The 22,772-nt window shown below is 40.7% G+C and carries 20 protein-coding genes; 12 read left to right on the top strand and 8 right to left on the bottom strand.

All coding sequences use genetic code 11. The features are described from left to right. Nucleotides 1-651 carry a PAQR family membrane homeostasis protein TrhA gene (trhA, locus tag ACYVIL_RS10460; RefSeq protein ID WP_460312424.1) on the bottom strand — a complete coding sequence of 217 codons (651 nt, stop codon included), beginning with the start codon at nt 649-651 and terminating at the stop codon, nt 1-3. Between the two features lie 84 nt (nt 652-735). Here trhA and ACYVIL_RS10455 point away from each other — a divergent pair, with 84 nt between their 5' ends. Then, nucleotides 736-1,098, top strand: a complete 363-nt coding sequence (locus ACYVIL_RS10455; RefSeq protein ID WP_460312423.1) for a GIY-YIG nuclease family protein — start codon at nt 736-738, stop codon at nt 1,096-1,098. Nucleotides 1,099-1,114: 16 nt separating this feature from the next. On the opposite strand, the gene ACYVIL_RS10450 is transcribed toward ACYVIL_RS10455, so the two are convergent. Then, entirely contained in the window at nt 1,115-2,017 is a 903-nt protein-coding gene (locus tag ACYVIL_RS10450) for a DUF350 domain-containing protein (RefSeq protein WP_460312422.1), read from the bottom strand. Nucleotides 2,018-2,146: 129 nt separating this feature from the next. Here ACYVIL_RS10450 and glnE point away from each other — a divergent pair, with 129 nt between their 5' ends. Next, complete coding sequence (gene glnE, locus ACYVIL_RS10445) at nt 2,147-5,071, top strand: bifunctional [glutamate--ammonia ligase]-adenylyl-L-tyrosine phosphorylase/[glutamate--ammonia-ligase] adenylyltransferase (RefSeq protein ID WP_460312421.1); 2,925 nt, start codon at nt 2,147-2,149, stop codon at nt 5,069-5,071. Between the two features lie 38 nt (nt 5,072-5,109). Here the strand turns inward: glnE and ACYVIL_RS10440 are convergent, their stop codons facing one another. Both ACYVIL_RS10440 and lpxL read right to left on the bottom strand, forming a co-directional pair. Then, complete coding sequence (locus tag ACYVIL_RS10440; RefSeq protein ID WP_303470588.1) at nt 5,110-5,721, bottom strand: TcpQ domain-containing protein; 612 nt, start codon at nt 5,719-5,721, stop codon at nt 5,110-5,112. A gap of 29 nt (nt 5,722-5,750) precedes the next feature. Continuing rightward, complete coding sequence (lpxL, locus tag ACYVIL_RS10435; protein ID WP_460312420.1) at nt 5,751-6,683, bottom strand: LpxL/LpxP family Kdo(2)-lipid IV(A) lauroyl/palmitoleoyl acyltransferase; 933 nt, start codon at nt 6,681-6,683, stop codon at nt 5,751-5,753. A 539-nt stretch (nt 6,684-7,222) separates the two neighbouring features. Here lpxL and ACYVIL_RS10430 point away from each other — a divergent pair. Continuing rightward, nucleotides 7,223-10,786, top strand: coding sequence for a PAS domain-containing hybrid sensor histidine kinase/response regulator (locus tag ACYVIL_RS10430; protein ID WP_460312419.1), 3,564 nt, complete (start codon nt 7,223-7,225; stop codon nt 10,784-10,786). Nucleotides 10,787-11,579: 793 nt separating this feature from the next. Here ACYVIL_RS10430 and ACYVIL_RS10425 read toward each other — a convergent pair. Then, nucleotides 11,580-12,227: a GNAT family N-acetyltransferase gene (locus tag ACYVIL_RS10425; RefSeq protein ID WP_460312418.1), complete on the bottom strand. Its 648-nt coding sequence runs from the start codon at nt 12,225-12,227 to the stop codon at nt 11,580-11,582. A gap of 279 nt (nt 12,228-12,506) precedes the next feature. On the opposite strand from ACYVIL_RS10425, the gene ACYVIL_RS10420 reads away from it, so the two are divergent. Then, nucleotides 12,507-12,737, top strand: coding sequence for a DUF2789 family protein (locus ACYVIL_RS10420; RefSeq protein WP_303470597.1), 231 nt, complete (start codon nt 12,507-12,509; stop codon nt 12,735-12,737). Nucleotides 12,738-12,808: 71 nt separating this feature from the next. On the opposite strand, the gene ACYVIL_RS10415 is transcribed toward ACYVIL_RS10420, so the two are convergent. Beyond that, entirely contained in the window at nt 12,809-13,171 is a 363-nt protein-coding gene (locus ACYVIL_RS10415; protein WP_303470600.1) for a DUF3192 domain-containing protein, read from the bottom strand. 161 nt (nt 13,172-13,332) lie between these two features. On the opposite strand from ACYVIL_RS10415, the gene ACYVIL_RS10410 reads away from it, so the two are divergent. Continuing rightward, entirely contained in the window at nt 13,333-13,626 is a 294-nt protein-coding gene (locus ACYVIL_RS10410) for a hypothetical protein (RefSeq protein WP_303470601.1), read from the top strand. Nucleotides 13,627-14,168: 542 nt separating this feature from the next. Here ACYVIL_RS10410 and syd read toward each other — a convergent pair. Next, complete coding sequence (gene syd / locus ACYVIL_RS10405) at nt 14,169-14,711, bottom strand: SecY-interacting protein (protein ID WP_460312417.1); 543 nt, start codon at nt 14,709-14,711, stop codon at nt 14,169-14,171. Between the two features lie 175 nt (nt 14,712-14,886). On the opposite strand from syd, the gene queF reads away from it, so the two are divergent. From queF to ACYVIL_RS10370, 7 genes are all read left to right on the top strand, one after another. After that, nucleotides 14,887-15,738, top strand: coding sequence for an NADPH-dependent 7-cyano-7-deazaguanine reductase QueF (gene queF / locus ACYVIL_RS10400; protein ID WP_460312416.1), 852 nt, complete (start codon nt 14,887-14,889; stop codon nt 15,736-15,738). A gap of 20 nt (nt 15,739-15,758) precedes the next feature. Then, entirely contained in the window at nt 15,759-17,114 is a 1,356-nt protein-coding gene (gene ppnN, locus ACYVIL_RS10395; protein ID WP_303470607.1) for a nucleotide 5'-monophosphate nucleosidase PpnN, read from the top strand. 88 nt (nt 17,115-17,202) lie between these two features. Continuing rightward, entirely contained in the window at nt 17,203-17,577 is a 375-nt protein-coding gene (locus tag ACYVIL_RS10390) for a DUF3192 domain-containing protein (protein ID WP_460312415.1), read from the top strand. 34 nt (nt 17,578-17,611) lie between these two features. Then, complete coding sequence (locus tag ACYVIL_RS10385) at nt 17,612-19,324, top strand: hypothetical protein (protein WP_460312414.1); 1,713 nt, start codon at nt 17,612-17,614, stop codon at nt 19,322-19,324. Between the two features lie 145 nt (nt 19,325-19,469). Further along, nucleotides 19,470-20,477: an isocitrate dehydrogenase gene (locus tag ACYVIL_RS10380; protein WP_303470616.1), complete on the top strand. Its 1,008-nt coding sequence runs from the start codon at nt 19,470-19,472 to the stop codon at nt 20,475-20,477. Nucleotides 20,478-20,684: 207 nt separating this feature from the next. After that, nucleotides 20,685-21,272 (top strand): CCXG family PEP-CTERM protein, encoded by a 588-nt coding sequence (locus tag ACYVIL_RS10375; RefSeq protein ID WP_303470619.1) that lies wholly within the window; start codon nt 20,685-20,687, stop codon nt 21,270-21,272. A 239-nt stretch (nt 21,273-21,511) separates the two neighbouring features. Continuing rightward, nucleotides 21,512-21,835, top strand: a complete 324-nt coding sequence (locus ACYVIL_RS10370; RefSeq protein WP_303470621.1) for a ComEA family DNA-binding protein — start codon at nt 21,512-21,514, stop codon at nt 21,833-21,835. 43 nt (nt 21,836-21,878) lie between these two features. On the opposite strand, the gene galU is transcribed toward ACYVIL_RS10370, so the two are convergent. After that, complete coding sequence (galU, locus tag ACYVIL_RS10365) at nt 21,879-22,772, bottom strand: UTP--glucose-1-phosphate uridylyltransferase GalU (protein ID WP_303470622.1); 894 nt, start codon at nt 22,770-22,772, stop codon at nt 21,879-21,881.

Below are 22,772 nucleotides of genomic sequence, written 5' to 3'. Positions count from 1 at the left end.
CTAAATAACAAAATAGTAAATCGCGAAATAATGGCATGCGCAGCCAGCAATAACAAAAAGATGCCAAATCGCATGGGTAAATGCTAAATGTTTTTTAACATAAAAAATCACGCCAATACTAAAAAACAGCCCTCCCGACAAAAGTAACAGTAGACCGTAAGTGGCTAGGTTTTGGTATAAAGGGTAAATTAAAATAATCGATAACCAGCCCATCACCAAATAGGTAATCACCGACACTTTAGGAAAACGGTGGCGTACAAAACACTTAAACACCACCCCAAAAATTGCAATTGACCAGATAACCCCTGTGGATATCCAGCCTATCCATCCGCCAATACTAATAGCCAAAATAGGCGTGTAAGTACCCGCTATCAATAAATAAATTGCACTATGGTCTAAAAGTTTGAAAAATTGTTTAGCTTGGCTTCCCCTTACCCAGTGATAAATTGTGGAAGACAAAAACATAATGGTTAAACTTGCACCATAAACCGCAGATGCGGTGACAGATGTTGCTGTCTCACTTCTCAAGACAAGATATACTAAGCCAACTATAGCGAAAATTAAGCCAATACCGTGACTCACGACATTCATCACTTCTTCTTTCACAGAATAAGCCTGATGGGATGTATTGACTAGTGGAACGGGTTTCACATTAATTTCCGCACAAAAACTTTTGGGGAGTTAAGTCTACCCATTGAGCGTACACTTGTACACTGAAAAATAAATAAGGATTGCATGGCTGATACAAAATGGTTTATTTACGTGGTCGAAAACCGTTTAGGAATGACCTATTGTGGAATTTGCACGGATTTAGCTCGGCGCTTCCATGAACATGCGAGCAACTCAAAGCGTTGTGCGAAAGCGCTAAGGGGAAAAGGCCCTTTAAAACTCAAATTTGCAGCCCACATGGAGGGGCATTCTAATGCTTTAAAAACCGAATACTGGTTCAAAAAACAAAGCAAGACGGCTAAATTGAAAATCATCAACGGCGAGGTAAATCTTCCCTCTAATCCAATCAAAGTGTCACCAATCCAGCTTCAGAATCTGCAATCAACAGTAGAAGAGAGGATCTCAAAAAGCGCCTCGTCAGAAAACTAACCTAAAGACGAATTATTTAAGTAAATAATCCGCTAACGATTAACGCCAGACCAACACTAAGCACCATTTCAATACTGGCTACACCCACATTGTGTTGCTGTTCGACTTCTTGCGCTAGGTTTAATCCGGCTAATATGATTTTTTTGGCCACAATAACTAAAACCAACAACATCAGGGTTAAGCCCATGCCCACAATTAGCCAACCAGTCAAATTGCTAACATAACCTTGTGGGGTGTAAATTAATAGGCTGCTACTTGCAGACACCACTATTGCTGTGGCGAGTAAATTACCGGAATGTTGAACCGCAACAGCCAATTGGCCTTTCGCAATGGTTTGTTGAAAAGTATTGCTTTGGCTTAGAGCTAAAAAGCGTCGTTCATAGATCCGCGTGCGCAACAATAATATGGCTTGGGTAACGATAAACCCCGATATAACGGCGAACAATGCATTTAGATCAGTACCAATTACCCACAACATAACGTTGCTGACTATCAAAGCGGTAGACACCGAACTCGCAGCATCGACAATAGCAACACTGGTATTGCGATCTTTAATCATCGCTTCTTTGTTAATACGATTAAGGATAATTTTGTCGTTTAAAATGCGGCCAACTTTAATCAATAAAATACCAACTAAGCCATACAACAACATACTCATTGCTGCTTCTTCAAAACCATTGGTATCAGAACTGGCTGCCGCGGCTGATAATACAAGACACAGTGCTAACATTCGTCCAGCAACACTGATCCCAAATGCAATATTATCCTGAGAGCCGAGCTCCTCTGTTGTGCTCACTGAAGCCATTTTTCCAGACATCAGCCTCAAGGCATATAACAGACAAATGGCAATGCAAATATCAATTCCAAGATAAAACCAAGTTTCAGGTAATAATGGCACCAAATTAACCAAATCTTGCATAAACAATTATTCCAAACTGCAGGGTGTCGAAAAGCAATATTAACAGTTAAACGTCAAAAACAAATTAAAAGTTCAGAATTAGCAACGAATTAACTTAACCTATTGATTGTACCGACACATGATATAGCATTGGCAATTAAGAATTATCAAGACGACTCAAAATTGGCTGCAATCATTATGAATACATCTTTCCCATTACTCACTAGCACCGCCGATAAATATTGGCAGCAATTATGCGAAATATCGTCTATCGAGGAACAGCCGGAACCCATTCAAACACAAATAAAACGACTCCTTGGTTTAAGTGACTTCATCCGAGACACCTTGTTATCTGATCCGTTAAAACTTCCCCCGTTGATCGAAACCCTAACGAATCCAAGGCAAAATATTGATTACCAGAAAGAATTAACGGCTCAACTTGAAAAGGTGTCAACTGAGGCCGAGTTACTGGATCGTTTACGTATATTTCGCAAACAGCACATGGTGGCAATCGCAGCGCTGGATTTATTAAACCTGCAATCTATAGAACACTCTTTGACGGTAACCTCTGAATTAGCGGATGTCCTCATAAAGGGCACGTATTTTTGGTTGTACGAGCATTTTTGCGCCCGTTATGGCACGCCAATGGGTGAGTTCGGCCCCCAACCTCTATTAATACTGGGGATGGGTAAACTTGGTGGCAAAGAACTCAACTTTTCGTCTGATATCGATCTGATTTTTTGCTATCCAAGCAAAGGGGAAATTGAGAACGGTAAAAAAACCTTAGAGCACCAACAGTTTTTTAATCGTCTAGCACAACGCATTATTCACGCCCTTCATCATACCAACCAGCAAGGACAAGTATTTCGTGTGGATATGCGATTACGCCCGTTGGGTGAAAGTGGTCCACTGGTTATGCACATGGCCGCGTTTGAAGATTATTATCAAGAGCAGGGCCGAGAATGGGAACGCTATGCCATGGTCAAAGCGCGTATTCTAAATGATCAATCTGAATACGCTGAGGAACTACATAACATACTCAAACCATTTATTTACCGACGTTACTTAGACTACAGCGCCATCGATTCCCTCAGAGAAATGAAATCATTGATCAATCAAGAAGTCAGACGTCGAGGTTTAACCAATAATATTAAACTAGGTTCAGGCGGGATCCGTGAAGTAGAGTTTATTGCCCAAAGTTTCCAACTCATAAAAGGCGGCCGGGAACCACGATTGCAATTTCCTAGCATCCTATACACTCTTGCCCAATTAACTGAGCTAGATCTGCTGCCCGAAGAAGAGTATTTGCAGTTGAAGAAAAGCTACTTGTTTTTACGCAAAGTAGAGCATTGTTTGCAGCAATTTGCTGATAAACAAACCCAAGTACTGCCAGATACGCTGTTAGATCAAGCGCGCTTAAGTGCGGTAATGAATTGTGACGATTATTGCCAATTGCAGCAACAGTTGAATGAGCATAGCAGTTGGATTAATCAACAATTTCAAATGCTAATTGGCGACAATTCTAATGAAAATGAAGCACAAGATATGACACAAACGAGTGCGTTTGTAGATGCTTGGAAGTTGGATTTAACACCACAAGAAATTTCCGATTTATTTACTCAAGTGGCGTCGAAAGAGACATCAGAATCACTTGCTCATCACATCCTAGAATTGAAAAGTTCGGTAGAGAAAAAACACCCCTCGCCTAAGGCAATCGTTGCGCTGAACACATTAGTGCCGCAATTATTAGCAAGTATTATCTGTTTAGATGAGAGCAATTTAGATGGTAGCGAACTATCCGTTTTACTAGATAGAATTGCCCACATTCTGTTGACCGTGTTAAGACGAACAACCTATCTACAGTTACTCGTAGAGAATCAAGGTGCGCAACAACAACTAGTGAGATTGTGTCATGCTAGCCCATGGATAGCGGAGCAAATAGCCAAATACCCAATTCTATTAGATGAATTACTTAACCCTGTGCTGCTTTATCATCCCACAGAGCTAAAAGATTACCCAGATGAACTGCGCCAATCATTGTTGCGAGTGGAACCCGATGATCTAGAGCTACAGATGGAAACCCTTCGTCAATTCAAACAAATTCAGCAGCTAAAAATTGCAGCAGCAGATGTCACTGGTGTATTGCCAATAATGAAGGTCAGTGATCACCTTACCTTTTTGGCTGAGGCAATTATCAATGAAGTGGTGAATATGGCGTGGGAGCAAATGAAACAAAAGTACGGCATTCCTGACGGGAGTTCGGACCAAAATAAAAAGTTTGCCGTCATCGGATACGGCAAGTTAGGCGGAATAGAGCTAGGTTATGGGTCAGATTTAGATTTAGTATTTGTCCACCAATGTGATTCACAAATTACCACTAATGGCAAAAAATCAATCGAAGCTAACCAGTTTTATACCAAACTAGCCCAACGCATTATGCATTTGTTTATGACCAAGACCCCATCAGGCCAATTGTATGAAATAGATATGCGCTTGCGTCCTTCCGGTAATGCAGGTTTGTTAGTATGCCACGTAAATGGGTTTGAACAGTATCAATTGCAAGAAGCGTGGACCTGGGAACATCAAGCATTAGTTCGCGCAAGAGTCGTGATTGGCAGTCCAGAGCTCACCCAGCATATTGAAGCAATCAGACGGGACGTATTATGCAAACCTCGAGATATCGAAACTCTGCAACAAGATGTGACTAGCATGCGACACAAAATGCGAGAGCATTTAAACAAGGGCAACGAAAACTGGCTGGACGTAAAACAAGATGCCGGAGCAATGGCTGACATAGAGTTTTTAGTGCAGTTTTGGGTACTCAAGAATGCCCAACATTGTCCTAAAATGGTAGATTGGTCAGATAACGTTAGATTACTGCAACAGTTATGCTCAGCCAATTACATTAGTGCTGATGATAAAACGCAATTAACAGAAGCTTACCTTGATTATCGTAACCGCTCACATCGATTAACCCTATTAGAAAAAGATAACCTGGTCGATAAAAGCCAATATTCAGAGCATCAAAAGAATGTAAAAGCAATTTGGGAAACCACATTTGAGCAACCCAGTTAAATCTGCAGATTTAGCTTAAATGCTTGTTGATAACATTGTTATTCAAGCAAATAACAATTCTTTAGAACATAATCATTGGTTTCTTGAGTAACAATCATTGAGCGCTGTTTAGGGCAAATATAGGCTTTAACCTCCTTTTCAAAACTGCCATTCACGGCGCTGGCAATTTCGGCCATCGAGCCGGTAATGGTATCGTCTAATTGAAACTGACTTTTGATAATAAAATCTTTATCCAGCTCCCATAATACTTGCATCCCCTCAGATTGCGCATAATTAGTGATGGCTTCTCGCAGAGTACTGCCCGCGCGGAAACTCCGATATTTATGCTCCCCTACCCACCTAGAATTAATATTACTCTGAATACTTACCATCTTTCGCAAACGTTGCTCTAAGGGCTCTTTAGGAGGATTAACCGGCAAAACAAAGTCACCGATGTCATCTTCAAACGGTTTTGAGGAAGACATTCTATAGGCCGCATAAAAATCCGTCATGCCTTGGGACACACTTTTTTGTTCAGACTTTCCTTCAGGTTTGGGACTAGACATATTGAAACGTTGTAAGTTAAGCACGATGGCAGCGATAATAATTAACGCTATCGCTAAGCCAATGTGTCTAGCCCAAAACAAAAAGTTAGATGTTTTTTTGCTCATTTTAAGAGCCTCATTTCTCAATTAAATCGCTAATCATAGAGTGAAGGATCATCCTCATTAGGACGCGTTTTAAAACGTTTATGCATCCAAAGGTATTGCTCTGGTGCTAAATTGACTAACTCTTCCACTCTCTGATTTATTCTCGCTATATCTTGTTTATCGTCCCCAGACGGGAAATGATTAAGGCCTGGGACAAACTTAACCTTATAACCATCTTTTGTGCGTATGGAAACAATAAAGACCATTTCACTATTGGAATTTTTCGCAAATAACATGGTTCCTTTGGTTGATGCCACTTCCTTTACGGCAAAAAAAGGAACGAACTCACTAAACTGACGGCCATAATCCTGATCGGGTAAATAGAAGCACACTTCTTTTTGATTTAATGCTTTAATTAACCCTTTAGCATTACGTTTATGGATCATGTATTTGTTAGAACGTGCCCTGCCGTGATACTGCATGTATTCCATTAACGCATTATTATGTTTGCGATAAAACGCCACTGATGGATTTTTTAGACCTGCGATTCGACAACCAAGTTCCAAATTCATATTATGAATCGCCAAACCAAACACCCCTTTGCCTTTATCTAAAATGGCCTGGACATGCTCATAACCTTCTATTTCTGAATGACGTCTTACTCGCCAGTCCGGCCACCACCAGCCCATACTAGATTCAAGAACCGCCATTCCGGCATACTCGATATTTTTGGCTAACATGGCTTCTCGCTGTGCTTCCGTTTTTTCTGGGAAACACAACTCAAGATTACGTTTTGCCACTGCAACACGCTTTTTACCTAAGACTTTTAATAAAAAACTAATTCCTTTGCCGATAATTACCTGCAACCGGTAGGGTAACCATGAAATGCTATAAAGTAGTCCAATACTCAACCAAACCGGCCAATATTGAGGTAATAGAAAAGACATTTTAAATGGTGGGGCTTTAACCCGAGCGTTTGACAAGCGATAACCTCTCGTTTGAAATTTTCGCTATTGTAATTAACAAATGGCGCAGTTACCAATACTGTCACTGTGAAAAGTAAGTGGCTAACACAACCAAGTCTAATAACTAACGCATGCAGATGACAAAGTGTCACGATTTCAGCCTCTAGATTTCAATCTCAAAATAAAGGTTAAAAATAAGATTAGAACGAAGAGAATGCCCATCGATTTGAGCTAGCCTTTAGATCTTTTATATATTCAGCGGTATTCAACTGCACTTAATTACTGCGAGCAGCGTATTTTTTAAATAAATTAGGACTGACTGTAAACTTTATGTTTTTTTAGGACACCGTTTACGCCAATATGCTTACTGTCTTTCGATTTATCCTAGTTTTGCTTTTTCAATCAATTAGCAGCACTAAATAACGATATAGTTTGAGCTGAAATTGTGTTTCATTATAGTTTTAAAGGCTTGACGAAAGTTAAAAAATTGACCGTAAAAATGAGTAATTAATCTATAATTAAATTGATGGAGAACTTTATTATTAGGATCTTAGAAAGTGGCAAAGCAAAATAATTGGAACCAAGCTATTGCTCACTGTTTATTTGAGCAAAGTTCCATAGCAATGATAGTGTGTGATTTAAAAGGTAAAATCGCAAACGCAAACTTGGCTGCTGGGCAATTATTTGATGTAGATGCATCTTCCATAAATGGAAAACAGGTTTGTGATCTTTTCACTTTAAGCTTTAGTAAGTCCATCTTTGTCGCCTTTTTTGAACAACTGCTAAGCTCTCAAACACCTGAAAAACACACTAAGTTGAATAACGAAGAGCCAATTGCTATTTCAACGCCTACTTTCGCCATCCACTATGTTACAGCAGTCATTGACCTATTACCTAAGGACCAATTTGAAGGATTGGTGATAACACTTAGCCCAGCTAAAAAACTCGTATCGGCACAAACCGTAGTATATAATTTATTGGCAAGGTATGAAGTCGCTAAACAGTCAGGTATTGGTGTGTGGCAATATGACTTTTCGTCAAAGAAAGTCATCTGGGACGAACAGATGTGCCGCTTGTACGACATTGATGCTGATCACTATGCAACAGATCTTCAAGACTGGTTCTCATTTATCCATCCCGAAGACCGGGAAATGGCGTTTAATGAATTTCAACAAGCTGATTCCCTAAATAGCAAATACCAAGCGGAATTTAGAATCAAAACCTCGTCGGGGAAAGAAAAATACATTCAAGCTTTTGGGCAAGTAATTGATACATCGGGCAATCATGTACTTAAACATACTGGCATTAATATAGATTTAACCGAACAGTATGAAACCCAACAAAAATTGTTAGACAGTAAAGCGGAAAACGAATTTTTAGCGTCAATTGTGCAGGAAGCCGAAAATGCAATAGTCGTTTGCTCACCCGACATGGCAATTGAATGGGTCAACCCAGCATTTATAAAACTAAGTGGCTACACGTCTGCTGAAGTTTTTGGGCAATCACTACGGGATTTTGTATTTGGCCCTAAGACCGACGCTGCGACAGTACAGAAAATTAAGCAGGCCATTGCAGAAGGTAAAAGCTATAGCTATGAGTTGATAAATTATAATAAGCAAGGGCAACCTGTTTGGCTACGTGCAAATATAAAACCCCTAAAAGAAAATGATAAAATTGAACGAATTGTTATTGTTGCCACTGATATTTCGAAACCTAAACAACAAGAGCTGGAACTTTTAAATTATAGTAATCTGCAAGAAGCTATTCTAAATAGCGCTAACCTAATCGTTATGTCTACTAATCTATCGGGTCACATCATTACCTATAATAGTTTTGCACAAAGAACGCTGGAATATGATCGTAATGAGGTAGTTGGCCAAGTAAGGCCGGAACTATTTTTTGCCCCAGAATCTTTGATTGAACACGCAAAACAGCTGAGCAACAAAGTCGGCAAGACAATTCCTTCAGGTATAGAATCAATTACTTACTCTGCCAGACAAGGCATAGCAGACGAATATGAAACTCAATTTGTTAGCCGCAGTGGGAAAAAAATCCCAATTCAACTGGCGGTAACCGCCGTAATGGATTCTCAAAAGGAAGTAGAAGGCTTTTTGTTAATTGGTCGAGACATTTCGAAGCTCAAGTATATTGAAGGTGAAAAAGAACGTAGTGCATCCTTATTAAAAGCCACAGGAAGAGTCGCGAAGTTGGGTGCCTGGGAAGTTAATATAAACACCAATGATGTATATTGGTCTGAAGAAGTTTACCGTATTCATGAGCTCCCCATTGGCAGTGAAATCGAACTTGAAAATGCGATTAATTTCTACCTTCCTGAACATCGACAAAAAGTAAAAGATGCGTTAGACGAAGCGATTAATAATAATGTCCCATTCGATTTTCAACTGCCCTTTATCACTGCCAAAAACAATAAAATATGGGTGAAATCATTTGGCTTTAGAGAACTTAACCAACATGGGGAAATGATTCTACGTGGTGCATTCCAAGACATAACAGAGTTAAAAGAGGCCGAAGAAAATGCCAAAGTCGCCAGTCAGGCGAAAAGTGATTTCTTAGCAAATATGAGTCACGAAATTCGCACCCCCATAAACGGCATTATTGGAATGAACGACCTTTTGCTAAATACCCCTTTGACTGAGCAACAGCACAAATATGCAGAGCTTGCACAAAACAGTGGTCACATTTTACTTACCTTGATTAACGATATTCTAGATTTTTCCAAGATTGAAGCGGGCAAATTAGAAATCGAAAATATAGAGTATGATTTGCACGAAATGCTAAACAAATTTGTTGAAAGCTTCTCACTGCGAGCCCAAGAAAAGAAACTAGAACTCATTTTTTCTATGCACCCTAAGGTTCCGCGGTGGATCAAAGGAGATCCCGGCAGAACAAGGCAAATACTGGCAAACCTTACCAGTAATGCCATCAAATTTACCCAAAAAGGCGAAATCGTCATTAAAGTAAATTTGGCTAGTGAAAATAGCCTTATTTTTTGTGTAGTCGACTCAGGAATTGGTATTTCACAAGAAAAACAGAAACAGTTATTTCTTAAATTCAGTCAAATTGATGCGTCAACCACTCGTAAATTCGGTGGTACAGGTTTGGGGTTGTCTATCGCGAAAGAACTTGTTGAGTTGTTATCTGGAGAAATAGGGGTTAATAGCGAGTGGCAAAAAGGTTCCGAATTTTGGTTTACTCTTGAATTTGAGCCAGCAAAAAATAACCACGATCAGCAGATTTACGATTTATCTAACACCAATTTGGCGGATCTGAGGGTATTAGTTGTTGATGATAACCAAACTAATCGAGAAGTATTATCTTCTATACTGTCTTCTGAAAATATCACTGTGATCCAGGCAAAGAATTCACCAGAAGCATTAAAATTACTGCGCAAGCATTGTGATATTAAGCAGAATATCGATATTGCCATTATTGATGCTGATATGCCTGGGATAAGTGGTACTGAATTAGGAAAAGCGATTAAAAGTGACGAAAGATTTGCTCAGTTAAATATGATTTTAATGACATCCGCTGCAAAACGAGGGGATGCTCAGAAATTTAAAAGTATCGGCTTTGATGCGTTTTTCCATAAGCCCGTTAAGAATGACGACCTATTTTCCGCAATCTGCCAAATAGCGAACCAAAAAAACCAACCATTAGAGCGCTCACAGCACGAGCTTATCACCCGTCACAATGCAAGTAATAGGATAGTTGGGCGGCCACGTATATTGCTAGTTGAAGATAATCAAATTAACCAAGTGGTTGCAAATGAAATGCTTAATAAATTAAATTGTCTTACTGAAGTAGCAAATAACGGTTTAGAAGCCATTGAACAGTTAAGCCGCGCGTCGACTCCTTTTGATATTGTACTGATGGACTGCCAAATGCCTGTTATGGATGGGTATGAAGCCACTAGAATCATTCGCGCACACAAAGGTGATAAGTTTAATCCTAACATCCCAATTATTGCATTAACCGCAAACGCCATGAAAGGGGATAAAGAGAAGTGTTTTAACGCTGGAATGGATGGTTATCTTAGTAAACCTATTATTATTGAGGATTTGAAACAAGGCTTACTTAAATGGAATAACAAGCGGCACTGATTAAAACGACTTATTAGAGCGGAAAAGAAAAAGGGTGTGTCTAAAATAAATTAGACACACCCCAGAGAATTTTGAGAATCCCTCTCAGCTATCCTTCGCTATTAAACCATCCCGGTCAACATCCATATACGCCCCTTTCCTTCTATTCTCGCTCATCCCTAAGTGAGTCACTCTCCCTGAGTGAGTCCCTTTCCATTGATCCTAAAATAACTGTACATCCATATTGACAGTATTTCTCATCCTTAAGATTGTCCTCAAGCTTCCCTAACTATCCCTGTGTTTGTCTTCCGTTACTTAATGTTCACCTTGAACATTTACTTTCATCCAATGAAAGTGTCCTTTTGGCTTTCCCTAAGTCTTCCTGACCCGTCGTATTTCCCTGTGACGAGGTATAAGATAGAGGAATTAAAAGTTTCTACTAGTACCCAAAAAACATTTTTTTTGTAAGCCATCAGACTAAAGTCTAAATTAAAAATTTTAATTTAATAAATTCAGTAACTTAATAAAACAGTAAGCCTTACTCTAGGGGTTTATTCCGCTTAAAACCTACAGCCATGTAAGAAATATCGTACAAATTAAACAGCCCTTTTCTTACGCGCTAGTTTGAGTCTATTTAAACTATTCAGGTCAATTTCAATATTTTGTCGATTTCAATGATGTTCTTTGCTTAAAAAGTGAAATTAGAAGCCTAGCATTAAAGTAAAATAGAATGAGCGTAAGAGGATAGGAACGAAGAATAGAAGCAGAGAAGAAAAGTATTAATTTAGCTTTTCTTCTCCTGTGAGATGAGCCCCTATTGCTCTGAGCGGGGTTTAAACATTATTTGACCATTGATACGAGACACTTTGAGTTCCTCTATGTGTTCATATTTGCCATCGGTGAAAAACGATAAACATTTAGGCAAGGTCACGTATACACCCACACCTTCACTTTTTTGCTCTTCAAGGACAATACTATCTATAGCGCTCATGAGTAAATGACCAAGACCTCGATGTTGATGATCTGGATGCACGCCAATAAACGACAGCATATGATATTTTTCGTGGGGAATACGCTCCCTAACACGCTGTTCCTTTTCAATCATTTGCTTAGTACCTATGTACCCAGCGGTAAGTAACATCTTCAAGCGCCAGTGCCAGAAGCGGTCTGGGTTGAAAGCACTATCAGGTTTGATTAAGCAGGCCACCGCCAATAAACGGTCATCTTCAAACAGCCCAATCATAGGTTGCTTAGCGCTCCAAAACGCATTTAGTTCTTCTCGGATAGCACCGCGCAACCGGGATTCATACCCCTCTTTCTCAGAGTCGAAAATATCTAAAAACAGCGGATCATCATGATAAGCTTGGTATAAAATCGAAGCAGCGATCTTGAGATCTTCAGCAGCAAGGTAAACAGCTTTGATATTATTTAACGGGGTTATGTCTTGTGCAGTATTTGACATAGTTCGACTCTCTTCAGTTAGGAATTTTCACTTTACATAATTATTAACCATTTGTTAACAACTCATTAAACACAAGGTCAAACAATTTGTACTATTTTGTGCTGAACAGGTTGATTTATAGCCTATTCCCCCCAAGACTTAAAGAGTGCAATCTAAAAGTATTCGCAGCACAAGAAAAGTAGCTAGGCGAGCAAAGATAACAGCAATTGTTGTATTGAGTATCAATTGAACTGAAATGCCAAGATGTTAAAGAATAGAGTTTCATAAAGGAGACATTAGATGTTAACTGAAAATCTAGAGATGAAAGATTTGTTTATGCAATTAGGTTTAGCCAATGATGATGAGGCAATTGAGCGTTTTATTAGTGAACATAAAGGGTTAGATAAATCGGTTAAACTTGAAGAAGCCAGCTTCTGGACCCAAACGCAATCGACCTTTATACGTCAGTCCTTTTTTGAAGATGCGGAATGGACAGAATTAATAGACCAACTTGATAATCGACTGCGCTAATATACCTCGCTAGCCAAGCAAGCAGCCTGGCTAGCGTAAATTCGCTTACATGACGTTTAGAATGGTACAACTTATATATTGCTGTACGCAGAATCTCCCCACCCAATCAAATTGCCATTTTTAAAAACTAGAGGGGTACATTCGTCTTTGGTGGTAACCCCATCTCCTTCGCGACGCTGCGTGCGGTAAAACAACACATTGATTTCATCGTTATTTTCTTGATACAACTCACTGAAATCAGGCGTACCTAGACGGCTTCTAATATCTTCGATGGCGGTATTTGACTCTAACCTAGCAATTGCCTTCCTGTTTTTACGTTCTTTTTGTTCCCAATCAGATTGATACGAGTAGTCTCCTTCTCCACCAACAGATATCACACATCCGGATAAGGTTAGAGGTAAGGCTAATGCTGCAGCAACAAGTATTTTTTTCATTTTAGTTTCCCTGTAGTTCCATTTGTATTATTGAATTGCATTCCACAATACAAAATTAAGGCCAAAATATAACTTGTTGTTTTATAAGTAGATATATAAATGCATGTGATTCTCAATACCGCTAAAATAGTCACATTAACTAATTATTAGCGTTTTTCATCATGTCAAATCAGTTCCAGTACATTGCTTCCCTATGTAAAAATATACAATCTAACGGGAAAGTACCAAGTGTCGCATTAATTAAAAAAGCATCTAATCGGCCATTACCCCTGCGGGAGGTGATTGAGGTATTAAGACGCTGGCAAAACGAACCAGAACAGTTCTCAGAGATAGTTGAGGACGAAGCACCAGTGCAACAACCCACTGATTTAACACAGCACGTAAAACAATTAGAAAAACGCATCGAGTCATTGGAACAGCAAGTGTTACATTTAACCCGCACGCTGAAAAAATAATTCCCCTCACCTGTAGTCGGTGGCTTTAGCCCCGAGAAGAGCCCGAGAAGAAACCGAGAAAACCCGGCCCCTCGGCCCCATGGCCTGAAGACCATGCTACAAAAACACCTGTAGTCGGTGGCTTTAGCCCCGAGGCACACAAGAAAAACCAGCCCCATGGGCTTCCATGGCCTAAAGACCATGCTACAGAACACCTGTAATCGGTGGCTTTAGCCCCGAGGCACACGAGAAAACCCGGCCCCTCGGCCCCATGGCCCCATGGCCTAAAGGCCATGCTACAGAACACCTGTAGTCGGTGGCTTTAGCCCCGAGGCACACGAGAAAAACCAGCCCCATGGGCTTCCATGGCCTAAAGACCATGCTACAGAACACCTGTAGTCGGTGGCTTTAGCCCCGAGGCACACAAGAAAAACCAGCCCCTCGGCCCCATGGCCCCCCATGGCCTAAAGGCCATGCTACAAAACACCTGTAGTCGGGTGCTTTAGCCCCGAGCCGCCCCGAGAAAACCCGGCCCCATGGCCCCCCATGGCCTAAAGGCCATGCTACAGGCGGGGGGTGAGTTGCTGGATAAATTCGGTTAATGAATCGGCCAAGGTTTCTTGGGGCTCTAGGCCTATCTGTTCCAACATTACCCGTCCTGTCTGATTGTGTACGCTAACAATAAAATCATCTTCGTCGGTAATGCCGAAGAACAAGGTGTCGTCTTGTCCTAAGCGCCTTTTCATCAACACATGGGCAACTAAATTTTGTTGTAACCGCTCAAAATCGTCATCGTTCCAAGGCATCAATAATTGCAGGTTTCCCCTTGGGGTTTTCGCATTTAGATTATCACTCCAAAAGCAGGTATAGTACTGCTTAAGTTGTTCATCCATTTTAATTTCAAGGGCGTTTTCAAAGTGTTCGAAATGCTGGTCACTTGTTTGTTTAACCGGTAACCAAGGCACCCATTCATCTTGTTCACCACGTTGCTGATAACATTTTGATGGCCAATTTTCATCGAATTGAATAACCAATGGGTGTTGATTGCGTTGATGACAATCGACATATTCAGAAACAAAATTTTGTAGTGCCGAATCAATGCTCACAGACTACACTTCCTTTAATTTTAATTAAGATGACTTGAAACAACCTAAGTGAATACCAATTAATTGCATTAATATGCGAAATGAATGTGAAAATGGCAAAAACGCCTAAGATAAAAAGATAAATCAACACACAAGGTATATACACTGCTTAAGCATTGTATAACGAGAAGATTAAATGACAAATAAAACCGATGAGATAAGTACTTCATCTTCGGCTCTAGAAAAACTGACACTCGGTAAAGCAGTTGAATATGTACAAACCTATTCTCCAGAACTCTTGCAGGCGGTTCCACGCAGCTTAAGTCGAGAAGCCATAGGGCTAACCGATAAATTGCCGTTTACCGGCGAAGATATCTGGAACGCTTATGAACTGTCATGGCTCAACTCACGGGGAAAGCCCCAGGTTGCCATAATGCAATGTGTAGTTCCGTTTGACTCCCCCAATTTAATTGAATCAAAAAGCTTCAAACTCTATTTAAACAGCTTCAATCAATCTAAAATCGAATCTGTTGAATCCTTAACGACGACCCTAGAAACAGATTTATCACACTGCGCCGGCAAACCTGTGGCAGTAAAAGTGATATTACCCAAGGATTTTGCCAGTCAAAAAATTGAAGACATGCTGGGGCAAAATATCGATGATCAAGATATCGAATTTAGTGACTATCAACTCGATGCCTCAGCATTAAAAACCCACGCTAACCAAGTTAGTGAAACACTTAGCAGTAACTTACTTAAATCCAATTGCCTGATCACAAATCAGCCTGATTGGGGAAGTATTATGATCCGTTATTCTGGTACTCAAATAGACCGAGAATCACTGCTGCGCTACCTCATTTCTTTTCGCATGCACAATGAATTTCATGAACAATGTGTAGAGCGAATTTTTCGCGATATAAAGCACTTCTGCAAACCATCTGAGCTAACCGTTTATGCGCGATACACTCGTCGAGGAGGTCTTGATATCAACCCCTTCAGAAGCGATTTCGAAACGCCATATAACATGCCAAGACAGGCTCGCCAGTAAGGTCGGAAATAGGATAATCTATGCTTTCAATTCAATTAAATCCAGTTGGCCCCCTGAGTCAATTGTCACAGTTCGAAGTAGATAGGCTAAAACAATCAGTGAATAGTGACCTGTATAAATTATTCAGGAACTGCTGCTTAGCCGTATTGAATTCAGGAGTGGAAGAGGATGATTTCGAACAACTCTTCACTCCCTATGAAGACTTTGAAGTGAATCTAATTAGACGTGAGCGCGGCGTTAAAATAGAGTTGGTCAATCCCCCCGCAGTGGCATTTGTTGATGGTCAACTTATCAAAGGTGTCCACGAGCATTTGTTTGCCGTTCTCCGAGATATCTTACATATGGGTGTAAAATATCGATTTAGTGAAGCTCATCTCATTGATTCAAAAGATTTAACTGATATCGTGTTTGATATGTTGCGTCATGCTGAAGTGATTAAAGTGGGCAGCGATCCAAATATGGTTGTTTGCTGGGGCGGTCACTCCATCGGAGAAGTGGAATATAAATACACCAAAGAAGTGGGCTACCAACTTGGCCTTCGGGAAATGAACATTTGTACCGGCTGTGGCCCTGGGGCGATGAAGGGCCCCATGAAAGGAGCCGCAATTGGACATGCTAAACAGCGCTATAAAAACGGCCGCTATTTAGGCATGACCGAGCCTTCGATCATTGCCGCAGAGCCACCTAACGCCATAGTCAATGAGCTGGTGATTATGCCCGATATTGAAAAACGCTTAGAAGCCTTTGTGCGAATTGCCCATGCTATTGTTATTTTCCCAGGCGGCGTAGGAACAGCTGAAGAGCTTTTATATTTACTGGGCGTGATGCTAAATGAAGATAATCGCGAGCAAATAGTGCCTATTATTTTAACGGGCCCTGCCCACAGCAAAGACTATTTTGAATCCATCGACAAATTTGTAGGCGAAACCCTAGGGCCAGAAGCCCAAGCTTTGTATGAAATTGTAGTGGATGATGCAGTTAAAGTTGCGCAAAAAATAAAGAGTAAACAACTTGATGTGCGCACCCATAGGCGAAATACCGGCGACTCCTACCTGTTCAATTGGCTGTTAAAAATTGAACCTGAATTTCAGCAGCCTTTTGAGCCTACTCATCAAAGCATGCAAGAGCTGAATTTGCATTTTTCCCAGCCCAAGGCAGAATTAGCCGCAGCATTGCGCAAAGCTTTTTCTGGGATTGTTGCTGGCAACGTAAAATCCGAAGGCATTACCCAAATACGAAAGCACGGACCTTTTAAAATCAATGGCGATCCGAAATTAATGAGTATGCTTGATACGTTATTGGAATCCTTTGTTAAACAACAACGTATGAAACTGCCGGGTAGCGACTATAGCCCATGCTATCAGGTAATCACCTAAGGCAAGCGATACGCTTTTCGCGTTTAGTGGCCTTTATTCATCCCAGTGATTTGATTACCATGGGGTTAATTAAACATGAGATATAATTATGAATACTAAAGTAATACAGCGTATCGGAATTGGCGTATTTATCTACGTATCTCTAGTTGTAGTGCTGATAATATTTAACCCTGACGATACCACCAGCATGGGATGGGAAGATCGTCAGGAGTATAATAAAGTTCAGTTAACTAAAATCAAGATTGGCGATCTTCGTTCAAGTATTGTTGAATTGTTAGGTCCACCAGATATAAGCGAAGCCAAACAGGTAGGCGATGCGCAGTTGCAAGTGATGTTTTACCGCACGACCTGGAATCAATCAGACGGTATCACCACACAAGATGAGTGCACCCCACTGCTATTTCAAAATGATAAGTTAATTGCTTGGGGTGAAGGCACATATCAAAGTTATTTAAAGCGCTAGTGTTGCACCCACATTCGCCAGAGTTACCTGTAGCATGCCAACTCAAGGCTTAATAAAAAGCTTTGGGCAGGTTTCCACCGTACTGGATGAAGTGCGGCAGAACCCTGTTGGCCCTGAACAAATCAAACGGATCGTTAAAGTATCTGAACATTTTCTAGGGGCATTTAAACTCGCCCCTGACATTTTTGTATCCCAACCCTTATTGTATAAATCCAGAAGTGGCTTTTTAAACAACTTTGTATTCAATGGCTTGGTCTATTGCGCCCTCATTTGCAATCGAGCACGCATCAATGACTTATGCTGCCAACAGTTATTAAGCTGCTTATTAGCTCTGTATTGCGAACGCCAAGAAGATCTGGAAAAGTTCTTCGAGGAAAATAAACGCCCTTCACACCACCGTAAAAGCGTTCGGCTGTTACAAATTCTGAATAAAGCACACTTACAAACGTGGATGGACGGCTATCATGCATATAAATGGTTATTCTCTAAATTTGAGACTAGCCGTTCCTGGCCACTAACCTTAACCAAAAACCAGCAAATCATCTTATTAGCCCATCAACTTGCTTCCCGCGTAACGCCTTGCCAATCGAAAAAGCCTGTGCATTTTTCCGCGGCGCTGCGACAACTGATACAAACCGTGCCGGAAAATTATGCATTCAATCTAGATGGCTTATTAGAATACTCATCGTTACTTAGCCCCGGTAGCCTAGTGAAACTAGACAAACAAGATCCGGCCATAATACTCAGTATTTGCGAAGACAAGGTGCTGGTAGCGATAATTAATCCCAATAGCAATGACGTGCAGCAACTAAAACGCGTTTTTACTGACAACATCCAACGGGTGTCCGCTACACAAACTCTATCAGGTTTTAATCAAATTCAACGATGGTGGGATATCAACTGGCAACTGGAAAAGAGCGATTGTTTTGATCCAATAGAAACAAATTTCCCATTAGACAAGCCACCAGCCCTGCTACTCGAAGTACAAAAGCACTTAAATAGCGGTGCTGTAGATATCGACAGGTTGGCACTGCAAATCAATTCAGAACCGGCTTTTGCCGATTATTTAAAACAAACCGCGACAATTTCAAATAGAAATAAACTGCCCATTCAACAAGTTAAACATGGCTTAATGATGCATGGGTATGTGAAAGCAAACTCCATGCTGATACAACAGGCACTATTGCTAAGGTTGAATCAAAGTCACTTTCCATTGCAGCAAAATTTCACCCAGTTCATACGCTTAGCCAGTCAAATTGCGGCTAACCTCAGTTCTCAGAATAAACACCTATCTCCTGAGGAAGCCTCCACGTTATTGTGCTTTGCATGTAGTGGTTTATTTACCCAGCCTGCCCTTAAAACCCGCACAAAATGGAGCCTCAGTGTTGAACGTCAGCAGGATATTCGGTGTCTGTTCGATTTTCGCAATGCAGAGACACTGCGCAGTCATTGTTTAAAGTTATGCCAAGCGTGGCAACAACCTGCTTTGTATGCCGAAGCGATTGTTGCAAATGGTTTGCTATCGGATGAACTACCCAAAAAACCCATACTTAAAACCATGATCATGACCCTTGGCTTGAGTTTATTATTAGCCAGAAGAATTTATTTCAGTGAACAGATAGCCAATAACCCCTCTCAAAATTATTATTCTCAGTGCCTAAGCTTTTTTAAATTAAATGAACAAAACGTTAGTGAATTGTTAGCCAATTCACTGCAACTCAGCCATAGTTACTGTGCACTCCCCTAATATCCGTAAATTCAGCAACAAAACTGCGGAAATCGTCGTAATACATGGAAAATCAGCGCTAAAAATGGTATAAATCTGCCCCTTAAATTCAGTCTGTACGCCGGCTAACTCCCCAGCCCTCGAAAGTGTAAAATAGGAATAGATCATGACACAACAACGCATTACCGTTATCAAAGGAGATGGTATCGGACCTGATATCGTCGATTCGGCCCTCCAAATATTAGAAAAAGTTGGCTGCGACTTTGAGTATGACTTCGCCGATGCAGGTTTGATGGCGTTGGAAAACCACGGTGAGTTATTACCTCAAGAGACTCTAGATCTTATTGAAAAAAATAAAGTCGCGTTAAAAGGCCCACTAACTACCCCAGTAGGTGAGGGCTTTACCTCCATTAACGTTAGCTTGCGTAAAAAGTTCCAAATGTACGCAAACGTGCGCCCAGTATTGTCCTTTAAAGGAACGAAAGCACGTTATGAAGACATCGACATCATTACCGTCAGAGAAAACACTGAAGGCATGTACTCGGGCCTAGGACAAGTGGTTTCTGATGATGGTACAGAAGCAGAAGCGAAAAGTATTATTACCCGTGAAGGCGCTGAGCGCATTATTACTTTCGCATACGAATTAGCCCGTCGCGAAGGTCGTAAAAAAGTAACCGCCGTTCACAAAGCCAATATCTTAAAATCGACTTCAGGTTTATTTTTGAAAGTGGCCAGAGAAATAGCCGACAAATATCCCGACATCGAATCAACAGAAATGATCGTGGATAACGCCTGCATGCAATTGGTGATGAATCCTCATCAATTTGATGTAATGGTAACAACCAACTTGTTTGGCGATATTCTTTCCGATCTTTGTGCTGGATTAGTCGGTGGTTTAGGCATGGCTCCTGGGGCTAACATTGGCTCAGACTGCGCTATTTTTGAAGCGGTTCATGGATCTGCACCAGATATCGCAGGTAAAAACCTAGCCAACCCAACGTCAGTTATTTTAGCGTCAGTACAAATGCTTGAATATTTACAAATGGGTGATAAAGCCGAAAAAATTCGTAATGCCCTTAAAGACGTTATCGAATCAGGTGATCGCACCACACGTGATTTAGGTGGTGAGCACGGCACAACTGACTTCACTCAAGCGGTTTTAGATAGACTTTAAACAAAAGATTTAGAAGCTCTCTACACAAGCCGTTGCATTGAATAATGTAACGGCTTTTTTCATTTTGAACTGTCAAAATATTTTACACAACTAATCCGACCACTCGCAAAAACACAAATAAATCAATTAAAATCAACAATTTAAATATTGGCACAAGTTGTGCTTAATCATGTTTTTAAATAATTTTTAGTATCATAGGAAGCAGTCATGATAAATCTTTTAAAATCTGCCTTATTGGCAAGCTTTGTAATTTCCGCATCAGTTAACGCAACTGTCATCACCCTAGAATCTCGCGACATTGCTGGTAGTTTTGATAGCAGTGATCTGCAAGCCGCATTCGATTTATTGCCTTCATCTTCAGTGAATAGCATTAGCTCTACTGATAACTTCAATACAGCTCAAGATAGCGTGAACTTATTAACTGTTGAATTTAATATGGGCTATGAAGGAAGTTGGACACTTGAAGCAGGCCTAGACGCCGGTTATGGAGCCGAGCTTTACTTAGATGGAACGTTAGTATCTGAACGCACTGACAACCTTTGGTGGAAATATAATTGGGGTAACTCAGATGTATTTTCTGTTGATTTGAACGACATCGCAATTGGTAGCCACACAATCGAATTGTTTTGGGCTGAAAACTGTTGTAGTGGTAACAACTCAATTAGGCTAACCGAAGTCAGCTCTGGCGACGTTCAAGCTTTATCACTTGCTTCAGTAGAAGCGGCTAGCGTACCTGAGCCAGCAGGCATTCTATTACTAGGTATGGGTTTATTAGCGCTTCGCCGTAAAAAATAACCCTGCGTAAAGCTACCCTGAATATTCTACTAAACAGTAGAGTTTAACTAAGGTCCTTTTCAAGGGCCTTTTTTAATTGCTTAGAAAAGTGATTATTTAAATACTCTCCTCGATACGCTTTCCCCCTCTAACTATGTGGCACACCCAAAAACTAGACTTTACATATAAACAAAGCCGGACTAATTTTAAATCGTGCAAATGACGCACTAACGGATTAAAAATGAACACGGAGATTCAATATGAAAAAGTTCTTACCCACTTTAGTTATTGCTTGCGCAGTTTTTCTGGCAGGCAGCCCACTCACCCTTCATGCTAAAAGTTTAAATCAAAAAATGGACACTGCGAAAACCCAATTGCAGGCGCAAGCAACACCTATCAATCTGAATACGGCTACCGCCAACGATTTAGAAGCCTTACCTGGTATTGGTGCAAAAAAAGCGCAAGATATTGTGGCCTATCGAAAAGCCAATGGCAGTTTTAAGCGTGTGGAAGATATTACCAATGTGAAAGGGATTGGTGATCGCATGTTAGAAAAACTGAAAACTTCGGTTTCTGTAAAATAAAAAAATGGCGCCGATTGGCGCCACTTTCATGCTGTTTTAACACCTACTTAATGGTTTCTTTTAAGAACTCAAGAAACTCATCTTTGATTTCTTCATGGCGTAAACCGTACTCAATGTTGGCTTTCATATAACCAAGTTTACTGCCGCAATCATGGCTCTTACCCGTCATGTAATACGCATCAACCTGCTCTTTTTCCATCATTGTGTCTATGGCATCGGTTAATTGAATTTCATCACCCGCACCAGGCTGAGTTTTTTCTAACTCATCCCAAATACTTTCAGATAAAACGTAACGACCCACTACGGCTAAGTTAGATGGCGCTTCTTCCAGTGGTGGCTTTTCTACCATTCTGTGGATCTTAGCTGACTCACCTTCACCTAAGTCTTTACCTTCTAAATCAACCACGCCGTATTTATGTACCAACTCTTCAGGTACAGCTTCAACCATAATTTGACTGACCTGGCTGGTATTGAAGGTAGCGACCATGTCGGCTAAGTTGTCCTTTTTAGGGTTACAAGCAGCATCATCAATGATGACATCTGGCAGAACCACTGCAAAAGGGTTATCACCGATCATTGGACGAGCACACAAGATAGCGTGGCCCAAACCTTTAGCTACACCTTGGCGTACGTGCATAATAGTCACGTCTTTAGGACAGATAGCTTGTACCGCTTCTAACAATTGGCGCTTAACCCGTTTCTCGAGTGTTGCTTCTAACTCAAAACTAGTATCAAAATGGTTCTCAATGCTGTTCTTACTTGCATGGGTCACCAATATAATTTCTTTCAAACCCGCGGCGACACACTCCGCTACCACATACTGAATCAGTGGTTTGTCTACAACTGGCAGCATTTCCTTTGGAATAGCTTTTGTTGCGGGTAACATTCTTGTCCCCAGTCCTGCAACTGGAATGACTGCTTTTTTAACCTGACTCAT

It is taken from the genome of Aliiglaciecola aliphaticivorans (assembly GCF_054782055.1).
Note: the sequence above shows the minus strand (reverse complement) of the source record. Positions and strands in the feature narration are given on the sequence as shown.

Excerpts from the sequence above, each read along its gene's own strand:
- ACYVIL_RS10455 (WP_460312423.1), top strand. The coding sequence starts at position 736 with ATGGCTGATACAAAATGGTTTATTTACGTGGTCGAAAACCGTTTAGGA.
- ACYVIL_RS10450 (WP_460312422.1), bottom strand. The coding sequence starts at position 2,017 with ATGCAAGATTTGGTTAATTTGGTGCCATTATTACCTGAAACTTGGTTT.
- ACYVIL_RS10440 (WP_303470588.1), bottom strand. The coding sequence starts at position 5,721 with ATGAGCAAAAAAACATCTAACTTTTTGTTTTGGGCTAGACACATTGGC.
- ACYVIL_RS10425 (WP_460312418.1), bottom strand. The coding sequence starts at position 12,227 with ATGTCAAATACTGCACAAGACATAACCCCGTTAAATAATATCAAAGCT.
- ACYVIL_RS10420 (WP_303470597.1), top strand. The coding sequence starts at position 12,507 with ATGTTAACTGAAAATCTAGAGATGAAAGATTTGTTTATGCAATTAGGT.
- ACYVIL_RS10415 (WP_303470600.1), bottom strand. The coding sequence starts at position 13,171 with ATGAAAAAAATACTTGTTGCTGCAGCATTAGCCTTACCTCTAACCTTA.
- ACYVIL_RS10410 (WP_303470601.1), top strand. The coding sequence starts at position 13,333 with ATGTCAAATCAGTTCCAGTACATTGCTTCCCTATGTAAAAATATACAA.
- queF (WP_460312416.1), top strand. The coding sequence starts at position 14,887 with ATGACAAATAAAACCGATGAGATAAGTACTTCATCTTCGGCTCTAGAA.
- ppnN (WP_303470607.1), top strand. The coding sequence starts at position 15,759 with ATGCTTTCAATTCAATTAAATCCAGTTGGCCCCCTGAGTCAATTGTCA.
- ACYVIL_RS10390 (WP_460312415.1), top strand. The coding sequence starts at position 17,203 with ATGAATACTAAAGTAATACAGCGTATCGGAATTGGCGTATTTATCTAC.
- ACYVIL_RS10385 (WP_460312414.1), top strand. The coding sequence starts at position 17,612 with ATGCCAACTCAAGGCTTAATAAAAAGCTTTGGGCAGGTTTCCACCGTA.
- ACYVIL_RS10380 (WP_303470616.1), top strand. The coding sequence starts at position 19,470 with ATGACACAACAACGCATTACCGTTATCAAAGGAGATGGTATCGGACCT.
- ACYVIL_RS10375 (WP_303470619.1), top strand. The coding sequence starts at position 20,685 with ATGATAAATCTTTTAAAATCTGCCTTATTGGCAAGCTTTGTAATTTCC.
- ACYVIL_RS10370 (WP_303470621.1), top strand. The coding sequence starts at position 21,512 with ATGAAAAAGTTCTTACCCACTTTAGTTATTGCTTGCGCAGTTTTTCTG.
- galU (WP_303470622.1), bottom strand. The coding sequence starts at position 22,772 with ATGAGTCAGGTTAAAAAAGCAGTCATTCCAGTTGCAGGACTGGGGACA.